The following is a 15,656-nucleotide window of genomic DNA, read 5'->3' on the forward strand; positions in this document are numbered from 1 at the left end:
TGTTAATTGGGTTTTACAAATTACTAATTTTAATTAGTAATTTCATCACCTAGTTAGAACCAAAGTAAGCACTAATGTTGGCACCCTGTGGAAGGTCTTGCGCTTGCAGCCAGGGTTTAGAAGCTGCTGGTAATTGACTGATGTTGTCGAGCGGTAAAACAACACGCCCCACAAACGCTTCTGTACCATCTGGAGTTTTGATAATCTGCCACTCAACGTTAAAACTTACGAGGTTAGAACGTTCCAAGATGTTCTGAGTAGGAGCGGAGTAATCAAGCGCCATAATCGCGTGCATGACGGCTTGTTCTTGTCTGACAATGTTAGAAGGTTGAGCAACTTTAGCAACCATTTTTTTAGTCCCTTTATGTGTCTGTAGTTGTGCATTATGCGTTTGAAGAAAGCGATTATCAAACCCATTAACTCCCCTAACATAATGAACTGAGAGTGTGAAGATTTGATAAAGTTTCGCCTCTAAATTTAGGTTATAACACGAACTGCGAAAAATTCTGACCCAAGCTTTGGAACTTTGCATAACGGGCTAAAAGTACCACTGTTGACGCTTTTGAGAAAGAGCGTTAAACCTAGTCTCATACCGTTAGGTAAAAGACAATCTTTACTCCATTCGCATAAGGATTTTTCATCGTGGCTAACGTATCTTACGTGTCCGACAATTTACCTGCTTTCGTTCTTGAAGCGGCTCAACGTCTACGCTCCGCTGAATTGGCTCTAACTCCTGCTCAGAACAACATTTCGATTCAGTATGGTGACTCACTCTGCACGATTACGGGTACTCTTCCTGTGGTTAACGCTGTAGTTGCTGGCACCGCTGGTATCTCTGCCTTGGTTTCTGACTACACCCCGTTGGTTGACCCAGTTCTCACCGATACGGTTCTTTCTGACGTGACGGTTGATAACGCCGCTGAAACTCTGTTCGCTGCCGTGGTTCGCTTGGACGCTGCTGAATCGGTCAAAATTGCTAACAACCAACCTTTACCCGCTGGTGCTGGTACGACCTACAGCATTAGCGAAAGTGGCGCTACCTTCAGCTCTATCATTCCAATCGCCTACTCAGTAGCTACCGATGGTTCAATTACTGTGACTACCAGTAATTACGTCGCCTAATTCAATTCATTCAGGAGGTTCACTTATTAGGTAAAGAACAATGCCACAAGATAAAGCACCGGGTGCAGAAGTAGCACCCAACAACAAACGAGTTCAAGTCTTCTTCGGAAAGTTTCCTAAAAAGGTTGCCAAACCCGAAGGCGGATCGGTTCTTAAAAATGTCAACCTCATCGCTACTTGCCGTGCAGCAGTTGCAGAAGCATTAAATCTAAAAACTCCTGTCGCTGGTACAGACGATGTTAACGGTGATGAAGATGGCAAAAAAACCAATGTCTTCGGTTCAAAGAACGGGAAAACTATCATCGTGACTGACCCGTTGCTGCAAAAGACACCCAAAAAGGGAATTAGAACCTACTCGGTTCAAGTTCCTACGAATGCTACGGTTCCAGAAATCAAGCAGTTCTTGAAAACGGGTGGTAAAGCCAAGACGTTCAAAATCAAAGGTGGACGTTCCTACACTGTTGGTTAAGTTTTACATGGTTAAGGCTAGACTCCCTGTTTTAATCATTGATTTATTTCATTGATTAGAGCGGGGAGTTTCTTTCAGGAGGTTTATAGATGAGTTTCACTTTAGAGAATCGAACCCGGTCGTTAGGGTTAAAAACCTCACTCGCTATCGCTGGAATTAGAATCACTTTTAGTCGTGTTCCTGCCAAGCAAAGGGTGCTACCAGCGCAAGGAATTACTGATGTCGTTAACGGGGTACTAATTCAACCCATCAGCGCTAAATATCCAGCGTTGGCGCTAGTGAGATGGAGGGATATAACAGGAGCGATCACAGGTGATGAACACACAATCGACTTTGCAGATACTCATTTATTCCCTCCATCCGACGAATGTAACGCTGTCGAAATTTACGTTAAGGGAGGTTCAGAATACACCATTCAAGTTCAGGAGGGGGGAGAAGTGATTGACCTGCAACAGTACTACACCAAAGCTGAAGTGCAAGCGTTGATAGCTGACATTCCTCCCTATCCTGACAGGTACGACAATGAAGAAATTACCGACTTACTTGAACAGTATAGAGAGGAGGCAATTAGCGTTAGCCGTAGCGATAACAACTACATCAAGGAAACTGATTTCAGCGTTATCAACTACTACGGCATAAATGAACCTTCTAACGCTCCAACTAACAGCAAGTGGAGGCAGATAGACGCTAACGAGAACGTTCTTATGGACTGGGTGAAACAGGCTAGTGGTTGGAAGTCCCTCCGCTATCAACTGGCACCCTTTGTCAGTTCTGGCTCTCTCTCTGCGACTGGTAGTGCTTTTGCTGTACCTGATACGTCAATGCCGTTTGACTTGTTGGTGACTCAGTTTGTTCTGAACTACCAGTACCCTAGCGCTACGACTGCAAACTACTGGAGAGCACAGGTTTTTAGGCAGGGTTCAGAGACAAATGTAGAGACTTCAATTGTTTCTTTAACCGACCTAAACAAGACAGCCACGACGAACTGGAAAGCGTTAACAACGAATCTTAATCCAGGAGTTGCTAACACTAACTTAGGGCATTGGAGACTTGCTCTAACAAAGATGTCTAGTGCTGCGACAATCTCCTTTAATGGGTACCTTAAGTATCACTGGACAAGGTAAGGGTGTGAGTTAAAGTGAGTTCATGACATAGTTAGGATGGAAGCAATGCAACAACAAAACATCAACACAATAGGCTTAATAGGATGCATCATTACCGTATTAGCTTTTGGAGGAACCTTGATAGGCGTCTATACCGATTTACGTTCTGACTTGAACGTTATCAAGTATCAAGTCGTAACCATAAGGGAGACGCAAATTGAAACCTCTAAGCGTGTTCAAGAGATGCAGTCTCGCCCTTCAAAGTAGCTCCTTCCCAAAAAAAGAACCCTCCTACTGTAAAAGGTAAGAGGGTTTGTTGTTGAAACAATTAGTAAATTAAATTAGTTATTTGCAAAACTAACCATTCGCTAACTGCCAAGTGTTTCTATGGTCAGAGTTAGGTTTAAGCACCCATCCCAAATGATTCATCGCCCGGTTAACGTCATTCACCCCTACGTTAGTGTCTAATTCTCCCTGCTTAAACAATGCTTCGCAGTGCTGTTTCAGTTCACTAGGGTCAATCTCCAACGGTTTCATCATCCATTCTGCAGCCGTACCGACTAACGCTCTATTAGTTTCTACTGTTTGGGCTGTCTTCCCTTCAATGAATCGTTTCAGCGCTTTCTGAGTTGCGGTAGATTGGGACTCCACATTATCGCGATGCCAGTTCCAGTAGTCTGCTAAGTGTCTGATTGCTTCAGCCTTACTAGTCCACACCCCGGTTACTACACCGCAGCAAATAAGGTCACGACTCATTTTGTAGAGCGGTGCTGACATACCGTGATTACGCACTTTACTAAGAGACTGAGAGGTTTCTACCCATCGCTGAAGGTTTTCCTCATCTTCCCAGTAATCCCTAAACTCTCTCCGCAGTCCATCCCATTCAATATCGGCAAGGTCTACGAGGTCATCGGGTGAACTGTTTCGATTGTCATCATCAAAGTCCTCAGCCATCCATTTGTTAGCTGGTTTGTGCTGAATCACCAGCATGCGTCTAACTAACTCATTGAACTCGATACGAGCGTAGATAGGGTGAATAGAAGAAATGAGTTTAGGCGAGAAGATTTTGAAGACAAGGTTTGTACCTCCAATCTCAGCAACGGTTATCGTTCCTGTTCTTTCGCAGCCGTTTTTAAGCAAAGAGAAGATATGGTTATCTGCTCCGCTGATGTCTTCAGGCTTGATGTCCTCCCACACCAGTGCGGTGTTCTTCTCATTCCCTGAATAGTCCACATCAAGGGTTAAATCCCAGCGTCTAGCAGTTGAGATGATATTGCGAATCGAGGCGAAAGTAGAACCACTGCTGATACTTGCTTGAGCGTGAATCGCACAGGAAAGAAAGCCCAGTGTAGACTTTCCTGAACCACTACCACCCTGTGAAAAGAGGATGGGCACTCTGTTGCAGATAGCAGACGGTAGAAGGAGGTAAGCAGTAGCAAGGGGTAGTTGAAAGCGCTGTCTAGGTAACAAAATAGAGGCTTTAACCAGGTTGGCAACCTTTTGAGCAAGTGTACCTTCTCCCGCTACTTCCTCCCAGCTTTGTTTACTGTCTACCCTGAAGGCGCGAAAGTCTCGCTTACCGTCTGTAGTGGGTCTTTCCTTTTGCTGGTCTAGCGCTTCCTTTAAGTATTGAGGAATGTTGAGTGTTTCATCCTGAGCGGTGCCGTCTACATCATCAGGAATATTCTGATAGGGCATTGTTTCTCCTAACGGTAGGTAAAGACAAGAAAGGGAAAGTGTCACATTTAAGTGCCATTTTCCCCGGTAAGAGTTAGTTAAAGAGGTTAGAGAGTAAATCCTCAATGACGGCTTGCTGTGCCTTATCAAATCCCTCAACATGGTAAGACGCAAGAATTACAGCGAGTTCTGAATCAGGTAACATCTGGGCTTTGATAAACGCCAGTCTATCAGCCAACTTCTCAGATTCCTTCTGTCCTCCACCACCACGTCCGTAACCACCTTTACCGTTAGCATCCTTAATCTCGATTCCCTCTAACTTTTCCAGCTTCTCCAACGGTTTCAGATAGAGAAAGTTTGTTTCATAGATGTTGCGTTCTACTTCAGTTAAGGGTGTTCCTGAAGGGTTAATGCCGCTGATTAAAGACTCAACCAACGGTAGCGCCATTCCAAAGTCGAACATGGCTGAAAAAGGTTTATCGAATCCATGTTGGGTGATGAAATGAATCGCTCCCTTCATCCCCGGTGATTGCTGGTACTCCTTTTTCTTGCCGTTGTACTCTGTGGTGTAGGAAGTTTTAGGAATGCTGAACTTAACCAGTTGTTCAGTGAACTTGAAGGACGTGTCACCCATTTTTTCGATACCCGTCGCCCCTGTCTCAGCGTAGCCGTAAACGGTAATTACCTTGTCAGATGTATCCTTAGCAACTGCCTCACGCAGCGTAATCTTCAGCGTTTCATCGATGCTCAATGAAGCAAAATGCTCATCTTTGTTGTAGTCACTTTTGGGGGCATTGTACTTAGTAGCCATCGGTTAATCCTCTTGTGTTTGTTGATGTAGAAAGTAGACAAATTGACGTTAACGCTAACCTACTGCTTAAAGCGCAACAGGTATTGGTACATGTGGTGGATGTTCACGGTCTGAATCGTTTTTCCTAGTTTGATGCCGATTTCGGAGTGAACCACGAGTAGGTTTTGAATGACACTAGCGTTGGTGTAACCAAGTGTTTGAAGTAGCAGTTTGAACTCAGCAGTATTAACCCCTTTCGCCTCTACATAGATGGGTTGCCAACGATTAGGGAGGGTTACTTTGAAGTCACACTTCCAGTCTCTACCCTTGAAGTAGGGAGTTTCAGGAAGGATGGGCACAGCTTCATGACAGGTAATTTGTTCTTTAGGGAAGAGCATTCTTAAATGCCTGTAAACCTGTGCCTCAAACTGACTGTCAAACTGAATCCCCTCCACCAGTTCTTTAACGGGTTTCCTCACCCTACCGTCATAGGTTCTAGCGGTTTTTTTCATTCCATTCCTTATCCTTTTCTTTCTTGATTTGAATTGCTTCAGAAATAAGCTTCTGCAATTCGTTGTAGGGAATGCGGGGAAACAGTTTGATGACTGTCTCGTAGATGTAGTGGGCAACGTAAGAGCGGTCGTAGGTGACGTAGGTGTAAGTCACTTTTTTAGTAGCAACTCCTCCTCTCCCAGGAGGTACAAACTTTTTGAAAATCTTTGTACCTCCTGGATGCAGCATTTCTACACGAGGTTTAAGCAAATAGGGATTCCCTTGCAAGTGAAAAGTTTCCTTCCAATGAACAGGGGTTTGCTCATCGGATTGCGATTGAATTGTCGTCATGAAGCTTTACCGTAATCTAAGTATTCTTGGTGAATTCCAGGATGGTTTGTTGCTAGCCAATCATTCAAATCAGCTAACTCGTTTGCAATATCCTTGAGACTCTTTGAAACCTCTAGGCAATGCTGCTCTAGCCGTGTCGCCTTGGCTCTCCAGGATTGCTTGGTATCCATGCAGTTAGCAATGTCATCCGCATGAGCTTCCTTCCACTCACGCAGGTAGACAGCAATGCTAGGGCTTGTAGGGGTTTCAAACTCACTCCTTATCGATGGTAGCGAGGGAACTTTACTGTTTGCTTCAAGATACCGTGAAGCAGTTTTGAAGACTTCCTCACGATTGATTGGGGTCAATTTTGTGTCGTTCATTGTGTGTCCTTACAAGAATTAGTTATTTGAATTACTAATTAGCTGAGTTAGTTACCTCCTCAGCTAATACAACCTACTCCTGTGGTTCACCTCCTTCAGCTAGCTCATCCACACCATCAGCGACGGTAGAACTAATCTCTAGAGCTTTCTCCCTGTCCTTTCCCTTTAGAAATAAGGAGGCGAGAAAACCACCTAGCCGAAATCCCGTTGTCACCTTCTTCGTAACCTTGCTCATGTTGATTGCTCCTTACTAAGTTGAGATAACAGTCGATACGCTGGTTAGTTACTTCCCAGTTTTTTGGATAACCACTTGTTAGCGGTGGATTACGAGATAGGTAAAGCCTTGCAGTGGGGAAGTAGAGGTTAGGGATGCTAAAAAAGTCGTCTAGGAACTCTGCAAGGGAGCTTTCTATCTCGCTGGTATGAATCTCTAAAGGAATGGAAAACCATTCGTCTAGAACGATTACGAATCCTTTGGAACGCTGATTAACCATCTATTTGCACCCATCACATAGTTCGAGACATTCACCAATTCGGTAGTAGACACAGGGAAGTTGCTGCAAAGATTTCGTTTTGGTGCACTCGTTCGGAGTCCAGCAACCACATTGAGGGTGATCCTCACAAAACAAAAGACCGTTACGAATTTGACGACTGAGCTTAATCCCTACGTTTTCCGGCGTTGGTTGGTCAAGCTTTAGGGGGACAAGAGTGTAGTAGTGAGACATGGTGGGGAGTCCTTACATGTGGGGTGAAAGTGAATTAGTTACTAATTCAGTGAAGCGTTAATCAGCGAAATCTTCCTCTTCCTCTTCCTCTTCATCCTCTACAGGGGGGTAAGCAGCAGACAAGGTAATGTCTAACTCCTCAATGGTGATACAACCACAATTCAAAATGTCAAAAGTAGTCTGAAGGAAATCTAGAAACGATGCGTCATCTTGCTCGAGAGATCTAATTGCCTTTACCAAGCCGTTAATTCGTTCATCCATCGTCCTTTCTCCTAAGTAAAAGTGATTCTGTTCTGCGAGGCTCTTTTAACTAGTTAACAAACTCCTCTATATATAGAGAGGATTCATTAGCTCACCGACCAGGAACAATTGCCGTATTGCATGTCATAAGCTGCTGCAATGTACTGAGCGTAGGATTCTGCTTGGTCGTGTGATTCAAACTGGTGAGTACCATCGTGGAGGATTTCTCCACCGGGTGATTTGACTGTGATGTTGTAGCGTTGCATGGTGTTTCCTCAAAGAATTAATAATTTGAATTAGTAATTGTTGTGACTAGAACTCTTCAGCGTTAATCCAATCAAGAATTTTGCTGACAAAGCTGGACTCAACCATCACTTTCCCTGTGGAGCGCTCTGACACTCGCATCTTGCCTAGAGCGATAAAAAGCTGGAGTTTGAAGTCGGGTAGCAGTTTCTTGTGCTTCATCAGGTTGTAAGCACTAGAGAATTTAGAACGGGTGAACTCAGAGAGCGTGTCAGGTAATGATTCGGGTGTCTGGTCTTTCGAGGGGTGCATAGATGCGTACTGACGTAACCAGCGTTTAACCTCACCCGGTAGAAAGGACTGAAAAAGGACTGTATCAGCGTCGTTAGCAGGTCTGATGAAATACTCACCAGTAGAGTTGCGCCACATACTTAGGACTTCAGTTGCAGGGTCATCACACATCGTTTCCAGAATGGATTCGTCGTACTCCCTCATTACTCCTTCAGGCGCTGCGGACTTGTTTTGAACTGAATTGGTAACTTTTTCAGTGCGACTAAGCTCAGCTTGCTTTTTCTCATAAACTGCGTAAGCCGATAGCAGCGCTTTTTCTAAAACCTCTCTTTTGGCGTCACGGCGAGGGCAGTCGTAACCAGCATCGGGAAGCCAAGCACACCATTTTTGCAGTTGTCGATAGGAATACGCCTTAAGATTTTGTGTTTCGCAGGTTCGGTTATTCAACACTAAAAGACCATTACTCATTTGTGCTTGCTCCATAACTGAATTGGTAACTAAATCAGTTATGCCTTATTTCAAAGCATAATGTATCCGTGAAATTACCTAAAGTTTCATAGCATCTCTCAATAATTGATATACCTGCTCAGGTGTAAACCCTTCTGCAATTAATTCATCCATAAGCTCTACAACCTTCATTGCGTCTTCTTTGTGCTTAGCTGGAACCTTGATAGGTGTGGTTTCATTGTCAGTTAAATACTTAGGTGGTCTACCTGCTCCCTCCCTTGCTCCTCCGTTGCTAAATCCTTTCTTTCCCATAAAACAACCTCTAAATGCATAACCCGATTCTCTCATTATCGGTTCCGAGAATTGGTAACGTAATCAGCGCTTACCCTTAACGCTTTGTGAAGGTTGTGTGCAGCTACGTGTGCAATAATGTGTGCAGAAAGTAGATAATGTGAAGTTCAGAGCCGTAATGCATTACTGGGACGCATAGCTCAGTTGGTTAGAGCACCACGTTGACATCGTGGGGGTCTCCCGTTCGAGTCGGGATGTGTCCATCTTCATAGCAAGCCTTTTATGCCTCTTCACTTGCTTTCTGTATGCAGAATTGCACACCTTACTGCTGCAAGATTATTCTGTGTTCTTTCAGTTTTATTCAAAGCGCTTGTGTTTAACTGACCAACGCAAAAGGTTGTAGTTTTCCGACCCCCTGGCGACGATCGCACGACCACCATCATTTCCAAGTTCGGCGATCGCTAGATAGGTCAAAGCGGCTTCAGTCGAACATTCGCTATAGAGCAATTTGCCTGCGGCTGAAAAAATTAAGGTGCGCGATCGGCGCGTGGTTCGTGTTGCTTTGGTGGACTGCCCATCCAGGGTATCAGGATCGATCGTGACAATGACGTCAGAGGGGTTGCTACTGGTGAGCGCGGCTAGCTGTACAGGATTGCCACCTAAACCTAGCGCTTCCAGGGCTTCCCATGTGGGTGCTGTGCCAGAAGGTAGGCTGCTCGATCGGGTGAGTTCTTTAACAAGGGAAGGGATGGCGCTGATTGCCCATGCTGGTTGCTGTTGAACCCAATCAGAGAGGGAAATTATCTCTGGATTCTGCCATTGCAGAGCCGCTTCGGTGTAGGCCAGAGGCCGCTGGGTTCCCACTTTGGGTGCTGTGGGTGGGGTATCTCCAGCCGCCAGTAGCTCTAATTTGTTTCCCTTGATTCGGACTGCTTTGAGGCTGGCAGAAACGGTTTGCTGCTGTCCATCAGGCAACCAGAGCACGATCGATAGTGGTGGATCTGCTGCTAGCCCCAGTTGGTTCCAGAGGCGATCAGCGGAAGCATTGGTAGACAGCCCTAAAGAGGCATTGGCAAAGCGCCAGCGTTTGCCATCTTGAAAGCCAGCGACTTGCACCCGATACCAAACTTGGGCTGGGTCTAGCTTCAAGGTTGGGTATCGCTTTGGCTTCAACCAGGCAGACGCGTTGATGCTCGTCAGCACATCGGCTACCCCCACAAGCTGACCAGGCGCTAAGGCGGCTATACCGTCGTCTGCACGAGGGGCTTCCAATCGTGCGATGAGCGCTTTGACGTGGGCAATGTCTGTACTCGTTGTGCCGGACTGTTTTTTTAACCAGACGATCGCGGCATTGCTTCCTTGACGTGCCGCGATAAGCAACGCACCCCAATTTCTGATATCCCGTTGCCGTGGGCTAACACGCAGCGCGGCCTCTACCCGATTTTGCAAGCGCCCAGAATCTGCCTTCAGCAGCGCGGTTGTTTCTACGCTGTTTTCAGCATTCGCTGTAAAAACGCTCAAGGCTCGTTCCCACCGCCCATCAATTAGATTTGCGAGAACCTGCTGGCTGGGGCTTGCCCAGGACTTGTTGGCTTGTGCCTGCGTTGCCTGTGCGTGCAGAGCAATTAGCGCCAGTTGCGCTTGAGCCATAGCTGACCACTGCCCTGTACGATCGCGTCGTTTGAAGGATTGTAGCCACTGTAGCCCCGTTGACCATAGGCCGCTGCGAGCCAGCAACAAGCCATTCTTGTATGTATTATCGTCGATCGCAGGCTCCAGTAGGGAGAGCGGTTCTAGCTTGAGCGGGCTGGCAAGAAAATGGCGCGGCTTCACCTGATAAAGCTGAAACTGAGGCTCCATGCCAACTGTTTGGTTAATCACCAGGTCAGGTGACTTGGCTCCCGTTACCTTTCCCCAAGCGGGTTCTTCTCCTACGGGACTACTCCATTCCATCATTTGATGGAGATGAACCCGACCGGGATTGTAGTGCAGCACTTGCCCGTAGGCGATCGTGCTGTCGCCTCGTAGCCAACGACCACTCAAACTTAGCCAGATGCCTTGGGTTGGCACCTTACCCTCAAAGCGAGCGAGCGTCATGAGTGGCAATGATCGGGTAGAACCTTGATTGGTATCACCTGCGTTAATCAACGGTGCCAGCACAAACGATTCATCTGGGCCTACGATCGTTAGCTGATCTAATAATTGAAAGCGTTGCTCACGTTTCGGTGTTGGAATGGTTTGGTACACCCGCAACTCGACAATTTGTTCGCAGTTGCTCTGGCAGTTGGGGCGATGCGACAGCACAGGCAGCAGCATATCCGAAACGGTTGTTTTATGGTCTAAAAAGCTGGTGTTTTTGCCGAGTGGGAACATTTCGCCAGAGATGCGCCCTGCCTGAGTTAGCTCGGTGTGAATGGCTTCCAGCGTTTGAGGCAGCTTCAGCCCTGTGATGGGAATGGGAATCCAGTCTGGCAGAAAGTGATTCACCCACAGAAGCGTCTGAGGATTCACAATCAGCCGTACCCCTAACCAACTTGCGCCTGCGAGTCCACCCGTCGCCAGCAACATTGGCACGATCGCCGACCAGGTCGATAACCGTGGCAAACGATAGTTCCAGCCACTTTTTACCGAGCGACTGTTTGCCAGGTGGGGTGCAAGCGCTGACGCAGCAGTAATCTGGGGCTTTTGAGGAAGATTTGTACTTGTTTGGGAACGCTTGAGGCGACGATCGGGCGGATTAGTTGCCATGCCAAAACAGCCTGAAACAACGCTGGCAATTGACGACCATCACTGTAACTGGAATTACCTCTAGCGTCACGTAATCTTTGAAGGGATGAGGGATGAGGGATGAGGGATGAAGGATGAAGGCTAAAAGCTGACCGCTGATAGCTGCCCGCTGATAGCTAAAACATACTCTTATCCTTGCAAGCTTTGTTGCAAATATTGTGCCCACTTTGCAGCGATCGGTGGTTCGGTAAAGGGAATGCGGACAGGAGCAGGGCGATCGGCACACGTCAATTCCAAAACAGCCCTTCCCTTTGTTGGTACTGCATCTACAGAGACAGATTCATCGTTCACCAGCAAGCGAATCGCTTGCACATCATTGAGGGAAACCGTCTCTAAGTTCACAGTACCTTTACGCGTTGGCAAGCCCCAGGTTAATTCATGGCCCTTTTGCCCTAAAACCGCATAAACATCGTATTTCGATCGTTCAAACTGCGCTGCCCAGACTTTGTACGCCTCCAGCTTTTGATACTCGTTCCAGCCAGCCCAGGTAAGCCAAATAAACAGTGCAAGTAAAGGGAGCCAGAAAAGACCACGTTCCATGTTGATGAGGGGTAAGGAGAGGGGTGAGGGGAAGCAGGGGAGGCGGGGGAAGGTTTTAGTTTTTAGTTTTGAGTTGATTGAGCGGTCAGCTATCAGCGGTCAGCAGTCAGCTTTTTAGCCTTTAGCCTTCATTCCTCATCCCTCCTACCCACTCCCCATTCTTAACCATCTGCAATATTTCAAACGCAACATTCCAGCAGGGCTTGAGCTATGGTGGTAGTCAAACTTGTCCGTCACTGGGGCGTTATGAGAAGATTTTTGCTCTTTGGGTTGTTCCTGATCGGGTTGGGCTGGGCGCTTTCTAACTTTAGCGGCTTGGCGGCTCAAGGCACCTACGACTCAATTATTTTGGATTTCCGCGAAGATCTGGGTGCGGCCCAAATCGAGAGTCAAGTGCAGACGATCGCCCAAAAATACAAGGTCACACCCCGGTTAAATAGCGCCTTTTCGTTTGCAGATCATATTTTTGTTGTGAAGGGCGATCGCGCCACGCTGGACGCGTTGAAGAAGTCTGAGCTAAAGAAATACACCGAGTTGATTGAGCCTGACTATATTTACAGCGCGTTCACAGCACCCAACGACCCAGACTACGGCAAGCAGTGGAATTTGCGGAGCATTAACGCTGAAGCGGCCTGGGATGATACGCAAGGAGAGGGAATTACAGTCGCAGTGATTGACACGGGGGTTAGTCAGGTTCCTGACTTGAAAGAGACCAAATTTGTCAAGGGCTACGACTTTGTGAACGATCAGGCAGAAGCAACCGATGATAACGGTCATGGTACCCACGTCGCAGGCACGATCGCCCAATCGACCAACAATGGCTTTGGGGTGGCAGGCATCGCATATAAAGCCAATCTCATGCCACTTAAAGTACTCTCTGGTGGTGGCGGCGGTACCGTAGCAGATATTGCCGAATCGATCCGCTTTGCCGCTGACAACGGCGCGGATGTGATCAACATGAGTCTCGGTGGTGGTGGCGAGAGCCAGTTAATGCAAGAGGCGATCGACTATGCCCACGAAAAGGGAGTCGTCATCATCGCTGCTGCTGGCAACTCAGGTGAGAATGCAGCCGCCTATCCTGCCCGTTATCCTCATGTGATCGGGGTCTCGGCCCTTGGCCCAGCGGGAACAAAAGCGCCCTACTCTAACTTTGGCGCGGGTATTGATCTTTCGGCTCCTGGTGGCATGAAGGAGGGCGAAGATCCTACAGGTGGGATTTTGCAGAACACGATCGACCCCTCTACAGGCGAATCAGTCTTTGAGTCCTATCAGGGCACCAGTATGGCAGCCCCTCACGTTGCAGGCGTTGCGGCACTAGTCAAAGCTTCTGGCATTAAAGAGCCGGATGCGGTTGAAGATGTCCTGAAACAATCCGCCTTGCAGGTTAAGGACGATGACCTGAACCATTATGGTGCTGGCAAGCTGGATGCTGCCGCCGCTGTGAAGCTAGCCGCTCGTGGTCAAATTACCTTCCGCGATTTCTTCCGCTGGTTGCGCGATAACGGCTACCTCAATCCCCGCTTCTGGATTGATGGTGGAGTCATTGCTCTGTGGCCGAAACTGGCGATGGTGCTTGGCTCCTACCTGCTGGCGTGGTTCTTGCGGAACTACTTTCCCTTTGCCTGGGGGTGGACGCTCTCGACAGGGTTAGTTGCAGGCAGTTCAGGTCTTTTCTTCCTGAAAGGCTTTTATCTGTTCGACGCGCCGCAGTTCCCGTTCCGCATTCTCGGTAGCTCCATTCCAGAGTTGGGCGGCGCAATTCAGGGTACCAGTGCGCTGAATCCCCTCTTTGCCAGTGCGCTGATTCCACTTGCACTGATTGCTCTGCTGTTAGGGCACGCCCAGTGGAAGTGGTTTGCCATTGGCACCACGATCGGCATTACAGCCTGTCTTGGCGTGAGTGCTGTGGTCGCTCCTTCCATGATGTGGCTGGGCGATGGCGCGATCGCGCGCGGCTTCCTCATCATCAACGCACTGCTATGCCTTGCGCTGGCACGGCTTGCTGTTAAACCAGGAGTGCAATCAACATGAGCGATCACATTAAAGTAGAAGGAAAAATTGAGCGTAAGGGCTTTGGCACGGGCACCTGGGCACTCGTCAGCAATAGCGGCGACACCTATGAACTGCACAAAGCCCCCAAAGAACTCCAAAAAGCAGGGCTAACCGTCAAAGTTGAAGGCCAAATCCGCAAAGACGTGATGACGATCGCCATGATTGGCCCCGTCCTCGAAGTCAAACACTTTGAGATCAAGAATTAGCGCAAGGAAGCAGTCTGATGAAGCGAACTTGGCTCTGGTTCAAACGATACGGTCTGTTCATTGTCTGGCTAGTTTTCTTAGCCTTGATGTGTCGAGACTATTTCATCATCGATCCACCGGCTTTGGGTTCTAGCTCCTTACACAACCAGACTCGCGATTTAGAGCAGACCGTTTTGGGGTCGTTGCTTGAACTCAACATGCTCTATCTCATTCTCCAACCTCGAACCATTAACCGTTACTCGATCGGACGTATTTTAGGAGCACTCTGCTTCTCGTCATTCTTACTATATTTTTGGTTCCCTCTCTTGATGGAAGGGCCCAGTGTCTTCGTCATTCATGGTTGGTGGCTCTTCTGCATCAACCTTATGCTAGTCGTTGCTTTAGCCATATCAAGTGTTAGCTTAGCCTTACGTTTCCTTAGAAAGCCTGCCCGACAACAACAAGAAGACGGGCATTGCTGAATTCAGGTATGAAGACTGAAGCTGGAGCACCAACTCAAAACTCTTAACCTGCCTACTTAATTCGTCTCCGCCAGCACTCCCTGTAAGCGGCTGCGAAACTCGCCTTTAGGGTGTCCGCCCTTGACTTCACCCAGAATTTTGAAATCACCTTCAGGACTGTCACAGATCAAATAGGTCGGCCACCCCATATCTGCTTTATCAGGATACTGCGCCAGCAAAATCTTGCGGTACTTTCGGTAGGTAGCCGTGTCCTGCATTTTGACGCTAACGAACTCAAGCCCAAGTTCTTCAACGACTTTCTGGTCGTAGAACGACATCCTGTGGCATACGCCGCAGTCTTCAGACGAAAATTTGATGACAGCCCGACTCATAGAACCCCAGCCTCTTCAACACGTGAGCGATCGCCAACCAGTGCGGTAGCGATGCTTCGATTTTACGTTGGAATGTCGATCGACATCGCGCTGAAACTGTTGCAAATCTTGTCGAGGGGTGTACCACCTCCCCAAGCGGACGATCGAACTCCCTAGAATGAAACTATGGCTTCTAAAGTAGCAACTGAATCAGACAGGCTTGCATCAGAGGCGGCGATGTCCTCAGCGCTGTACTTTCAAGCTGCGCCAGGTAAATTCCGGCTTACTTTACGCTGATTCCTTAAAGAAATCTGGAAACTGTTTGAAGTTTCGGTAACTTTCCCTGGTGAAGAACGTCTACGTGGATAGCCCATGCCATGATCAATAAGACTTAACAGAGCTGAGTTTGCTGACTCAGTGCATTTACCGAAATTACCTGCCCACCTCCTGAAGTTATTCGCAATCGAGCCACGTTTTGTGGAAAACGTAGAGCGGTAGTGTTCTTTTGGCTTCCGTAGGGCAACCTAAAATCTGAGTGAGCATGATCAAGATCACAAAAAGTTCCCCTGATTGACACCCACGATCGTTGATTAAACAGGTTAGCCCCTTTGCGATCAACAAACAAACAGGGGATTGCATCTATAGTCTTCTTGGAGA

Annotated in this window: 20 protein-coding genes and 1 tRNA gene; 7 read left to right on the forward strand and 14 right to left on the reverse strand. The window is 47.6% G+C overall.

The features are described 5' to 3' along the window. Positions 1 to 49: 49 nt before the first annotated feature. Positions 50 to 349, reverse strand: coding sequence for a hypothetical protein (locus AC5JLP_RS10560; protein ID WP_496067898.1), 300 nt, complete (start codon positions 347 to 349; stop codon positions 50 to 52). Positions 350 to 642: 293 nt separating this feature from the next. Between AC5JLP_RS10560 and AC5JLP_RS10565 the strand changes: the two genes are divergently transcribed. From AC5JLP_RS10565 to AC5JLP_RS10575, 3 genes are all read left to right on the forward strand, one after another. Continuing rightward, positions 643 to 1,122: a hypothetical protein gene (locus AC5JLP_RS10565; RefSeq protein ID WP_496067899.1), complete on the forward strand. Its 480-nt coding sequence runs from the start codon at positions 643 to 645 to the stop codon at positions 1,120 to 1,122. Positions 1,123 to 1,162: 40 nt separating this feature from the next. After that, a complete protein-coding gene (locus tag AC5JLP_RS10570; RefSeq protein ID WP_496067900.1) occupies positions 1,163 to 1,591 on the forward strand; it encodes a hypothetical protein in 429 nt (142 codons plus the stop codon). A gap of 89 nt (positions 1,592 to 1,680) precedes the next feature. Further along, positions 1,681 to 2,715 (forward strand): hypothetical protein, encoded by a 1,035-nt coding sequence (locus AC5JLP_RS10575; protein ID WP_496067901.1) that lies wholly within the window; start codon positions 1,681 to 1,683, stop codon positions 2,713 to 2,715. Between the two features lie 336 nt (positions 2,716 to 3,051). Here the strand turns inward: AC5JLP_RS10575 and AC5JLP_RS10580 are convergent, their stop codons facing one another. From AC5JLP_RS10580 to AC5JLP_RS10625, 10 genes are all read right to left on the reverse strand, one after another. Continuing rightward, entirely contained in the window at positions 3,052 to 4,392 is a 1,341-nt protein-coding gene (locus tag AC5JLP_RS10580) for a hypothetical protein (protein WP_496067902.1), read from the reverse strand. A gap of 73 nt (positions 4,393 to 4,465) precedes the next feature. Continuing rightward, positions 4,466 to 5,182, reverse strand: coding sequence for a hypothetical protein (locus AC5JLP_RS10585; protein ID WP_496067903.1), 717 nt, complete (start codon positions 5,180 to 5,182; stop codon positions 4,466 to 4,468). A gap of 59 nt (positions 5,183 to 5,241) precedes the next feature. Further along, the gene (locus tag AC5JLP_RS10590; protein ID WP_496067904.1) at positions 5,242 to 5,673 is read right to left on the reverse strand and encodes a hypothetical protein; all 432 of its coding nucleotides are present in this window, start codon (positions 5,671 to 5,673) and stop codon (positions 5,242 to 5,244) included. Next, positions 5,657 to 6,004, reverse strand: coding sequence for a hypothetical protein (locus tag AC5JLP_RS10595; protein ID WP_496067905.1), 348 nt, complete (start codon positions 6,002 to 6,004; stop codon positions 5,657 to 5,659). Before AC5JLP_RS10595 ends, AC5JLP_RS10590 begins: the two co-directional genes overlap by 17 nt. Further along, the gene (locus AC5JLP_RS10600) at positions 6,001 to 6,366 is read right to left on the reverse strand and encodes a hypothetical protein (RefSeq protein WP_496067906.1); all 366 of its coding nucleotides are present in this window, start codon (positions 6,364 to 6,366) and stop codon (positions 6,001 to 6,003) included. The genes AC5JLP_RS10595 and AC5JLP_RS10600 overlap by 4 nt, the downstream gene beginning before the upstream one ends. A 73-nt stretch (positions 6,367 to 6,439) precedes the next feature. After that, on the reverse strand, positions 6,440 to 6,601 hold the full coding sequence (locus AC5JLP_RS10605) for a hypothetical protein (protein WP_496067907.1): 162 nt from the start codon (positions 6,599 to 6,601) through the stop codon (positions 6,440 to 6,442). Between the two features lie 547 nt (positions 6,602 to 7,148). Then, the gene (locus tag AC5JLP_RS10610) at positions 7,149 to 7,352 is read right to left on the reverse strand and encodes a hypothetical protein (RefSeq protein WP_496067908.1); all 204 of its coding nucleotides are present in this window, start codon (positions 7,350 to 7,352) and stop codon (positions 7,149 to 7,151) included. 86 nt (positions 7,353 to 7,438) lie between these two features. Beyond that, a complete protein-coding gene (locus AC5JLP_RS10615; RefSeq protein WP_496067909.1) occupies positions 7,439 to 7,597 on the reverse strand; it encodes a hypothetical protein in 159 nt (52 codons plus the stop codon). A 46-nt stretch (positions 7,598 to 7,643) separates the two neighbouring features. After that, positions 7,644 to 8,333, reverse strand: coding sequence for a hypothetical protein (locus AC5JLP_RS10620; protein WP_496067910.1), 690 nt, complete (start codon positions 8,331 to 8,333; stop codon positions 7,644 to 7,646). A 78-nt stretch (positions 8,334 to 8,411) separates the two neighbouring features. Next, the gene (locus AC5JLP_RS10625) at positions 8,412 to 8,624 is read right to left on the reverse strand and encodes a hypothetical protein (RefSeq protein WP_496067911.1); all 213 of its coding nucleotides are present in this window, start codon (positions 8,622 to 8,624) and stop codon (positions 8,412 to 8,414) included. Between the two features lie 168 nt (positions 8,625 to 8,792). On the opposite strand from AC5JLP_RS10625, the gene AC5JLP_RS10630 reads away from it, so the two are divergent. Beyond that, positions 8,793 to 8,866, forward strand: a tRNA-Val gene (locus AC5JLP_RS10630). A gap of 94 nt (positions 8,867 to 8,960) precedes the next feature. Here the strand turns inward: AC5JLP_RS10630 and AC5JLP_RS10635 are convergent. Then, complete coding sequence (locus AC5JLP_RS10635) at positions 8,961 to 11,351, reverse strand: hypothetical protein (protein ID WP_496067912.1); 2,391 nt, start codon at positions 11,349 to 11,351, stop codon at positions 8,961 to 8,963. A 168-nt stretch (positions 11,352 to 11,519) separates the two neighbouring features. Continuing rightward, complete coding sequence (locus AC5JLP_RS10640) at positions 11,520 to 11,930, reverse strand: hypothetical protein (RefSeq protein WP_496067913.1); 411 nt, start codon at positions 11,928 to 11,930, stop codon at positions 11,520 to 11,522. Between the two features lie 246 nt (positions 11,931 to 12,176). Between AC5JLP_RS10640 and AC5JLP_RS10645 the strand changes: the two genes are divergently transcribed. Genes AC5JLP_RS10645 through AC5JLP_RS10655 form a run of 3 tightly spaced genes read left to right on the forward strand, consistent with a single transcriptional unit; the run spans position 12,177 to position 14,649 of the window. Continuing rightward, the gene (locus tag AC5JLP_RS10645; protein ID WP_496067914.1) at positions 12,177 to 13,961 is read left to right on the forward strand and encodes a S8 family peptidase; all 1,785 of its coding nucleotides are present in this window, start codon (positions 12,177 to 12,179) and stop codon (positions 13,959 to 13,961) included. Then, positions 13,958 to 14,188, forward strand: a complete 231-nt coding sequence (locus tag AC5JLP_RS10650; protein WP_496067915.1) for a hypothetical protein — start codon at positions 13,958 to 13,960, stop codon at positions 14,186 to 14,188. The genes AC5JLP_RS10645 and AC5JLP_RS10650 overlap by 4 nt, the downstream gene beginning before the upstream one ends. Positions 14,189 to 14,205: 17 nt before the next feature. Next, positions 14,206 to 14,649 (forward strand): hypothetical protein, encoded by a 444-nt coding sequence (locus tag AC5JLP_RS10655; RefSeq protein WP_496067916.1) that lies wholly within the window; start codon positions 14,206 to 14,208, stop codon positions 14,647 to 14,649. Positions 14,650 to 14,705: 56 nt separating this feature from the next. Here the strand turns inward: AC5JLP_RS10655 and AC5JLP_RS10660 are convergent, their stop codons facing one another. Beyond that, a complete protein-coding gene (locus AC5JLP_RS10660; protein ID WP_496067917.1) occupies positions 14,706 to 15,020 on the reverse strand; it encodes a TlpA family protein disulfide reductase in 315 nt (104 codons plus the stop codon). Between the last annotated feature and the right edge of the window lie 636 nt (positions 15,021 to 15,656).

It is taken from the genome of Stenomitos rutilans, assembly GCF_059505485.1.

Coding starts and splice junctions, on each gene's coding strand:
- AC5JLP_RS10610 (WP_496067908.1), bottom strand. CDS start 7,352: ATGGATGAACGAATTAACGGCTTGGTAAAGGCAATTAGATCTCTCGAG.
- AC5JLP_RS10595 (WP_496067905.1), bottom strand. CDS start 6,004: ATGACGACAATTCAATCGCAATCCGATGAGCAAACCCCTGTTCATTGG.
- AC5JLP_RS10575 (WP_496067901.1), top strand. CDS start 1,681: ATGAGTTTCACTTTAGAGAATCGAACCCGGTCGTTAGGGTTAAAAACC.
- AC5JLP_RS10640 (WP_496067913.1), bottom strand. CDS start 11,930: ATGGAACGTGGTCTTTTCTGGCTCCCTTTACTTGCACTGTTTATTTGG.
- AC5JLP_RS10650 (WP_496067915.1), top strand. CDS start 13,958: ATGAGCGATCACATTAAAGTAGAAGGAAAAATTGAGCGTAAGGGCTTT.
- AC5JLP_RS10645 (WP_496067914.1), top strand. CDS start 12,177: ATGAGAAGATTTTTGCTCTTTGGGTTGTTCCTGATCGGGTTGGGCTGG.
- AC5JLP_RS10655 (WP_496067916.1), top strand. CDS start 14,206: ATGAAGCGAACTTGGCTCTGGTTCAAACGATACGGTCTGTTCATTGTC.
- AC5JLP_RS10625 (WP_496067911.1), bottom strand. CDS start 8,624: ATGGGAAAGAAAGGATTTAGCAACGGAGGAGCAAGGGAGGGAGCAGGT.
- AC5JLP_RS10615 (WP_496067909.1), bottom strand. CDS start 7,597: ATGCAACGCTACAACATCACAGTCAAATCACCCGGTGGAGAAATCCTC.
- AC5JLP_RS10590 (WP_496067904.1), bottom strand. CDS start 5,673: ATGAAAAAAACCGCTAGAACCTATGACGGTAGGGTGAGGAAACCCGTT.
- AC5JLP_RS10620 (WP_496067910.1), bottom strand. CDS start 8,333: ATGAGTAATGGTCTTTTAGTGTTGAATAACCGAACCTGCGAAACACAA.
- AC5JLP_RS10605 (WP_496067907.1), bottom strand. CDS start 6,601: ATGAGCAAGGTTACGAAGAAGGTGACAACGGGATTTCGGCTAGGTGGT.
- AC5JLP_RS10635 (WP_496067912.1), bottom strand. CDS start 11,351: ATGGCAACTAATCCGCCCGATCGTCGCCTCAAGCGTTCCCAAACAAGT.
- AC5JLP_RS10585 (WP_496067903.1), bottom strand. CDS start 5,182: ATGGCTACTAAGTACAATGCCCCCAAAAGTGACTACAACAAAGATGAG.
- AC5JLP_RS10560 (WP_496067898.1), bottom strand. CDS start 349: ATGGTTGCTAAAGTTGCTCAACCTTCTAACATTGTCAGACAAGAACAA.
- AC5JLP_RS10580 (WP_496067902.1), bottom strand. CDS start 4,392: ATGCCCTATCAGAATATTCCTGATGATGTAGACGGCACCGCTCAGGAT.
- AC5JLP_RS10660 (WP_496067917.1), bottom strand. CDS start 15,020: ATGAGTCGGGCTGTCATCAAATTTTCGTCTGAAGACTGCGGCGTATGC.
- AC5JLP_RS10570 (WP_496067900.1), top strand. CDS start 1,163: ATGCCACAAGATAAAGCACCGGGTGCAGAAGTAGCACCCAACAACAAA.
- AC5JLP_RS10600 (WP_496067906.1), bottom strand. CDS start 6,366: ATGAACGACACAAAATTGACCCCAATCAATCGTGAGGAAGTCTTCAAA.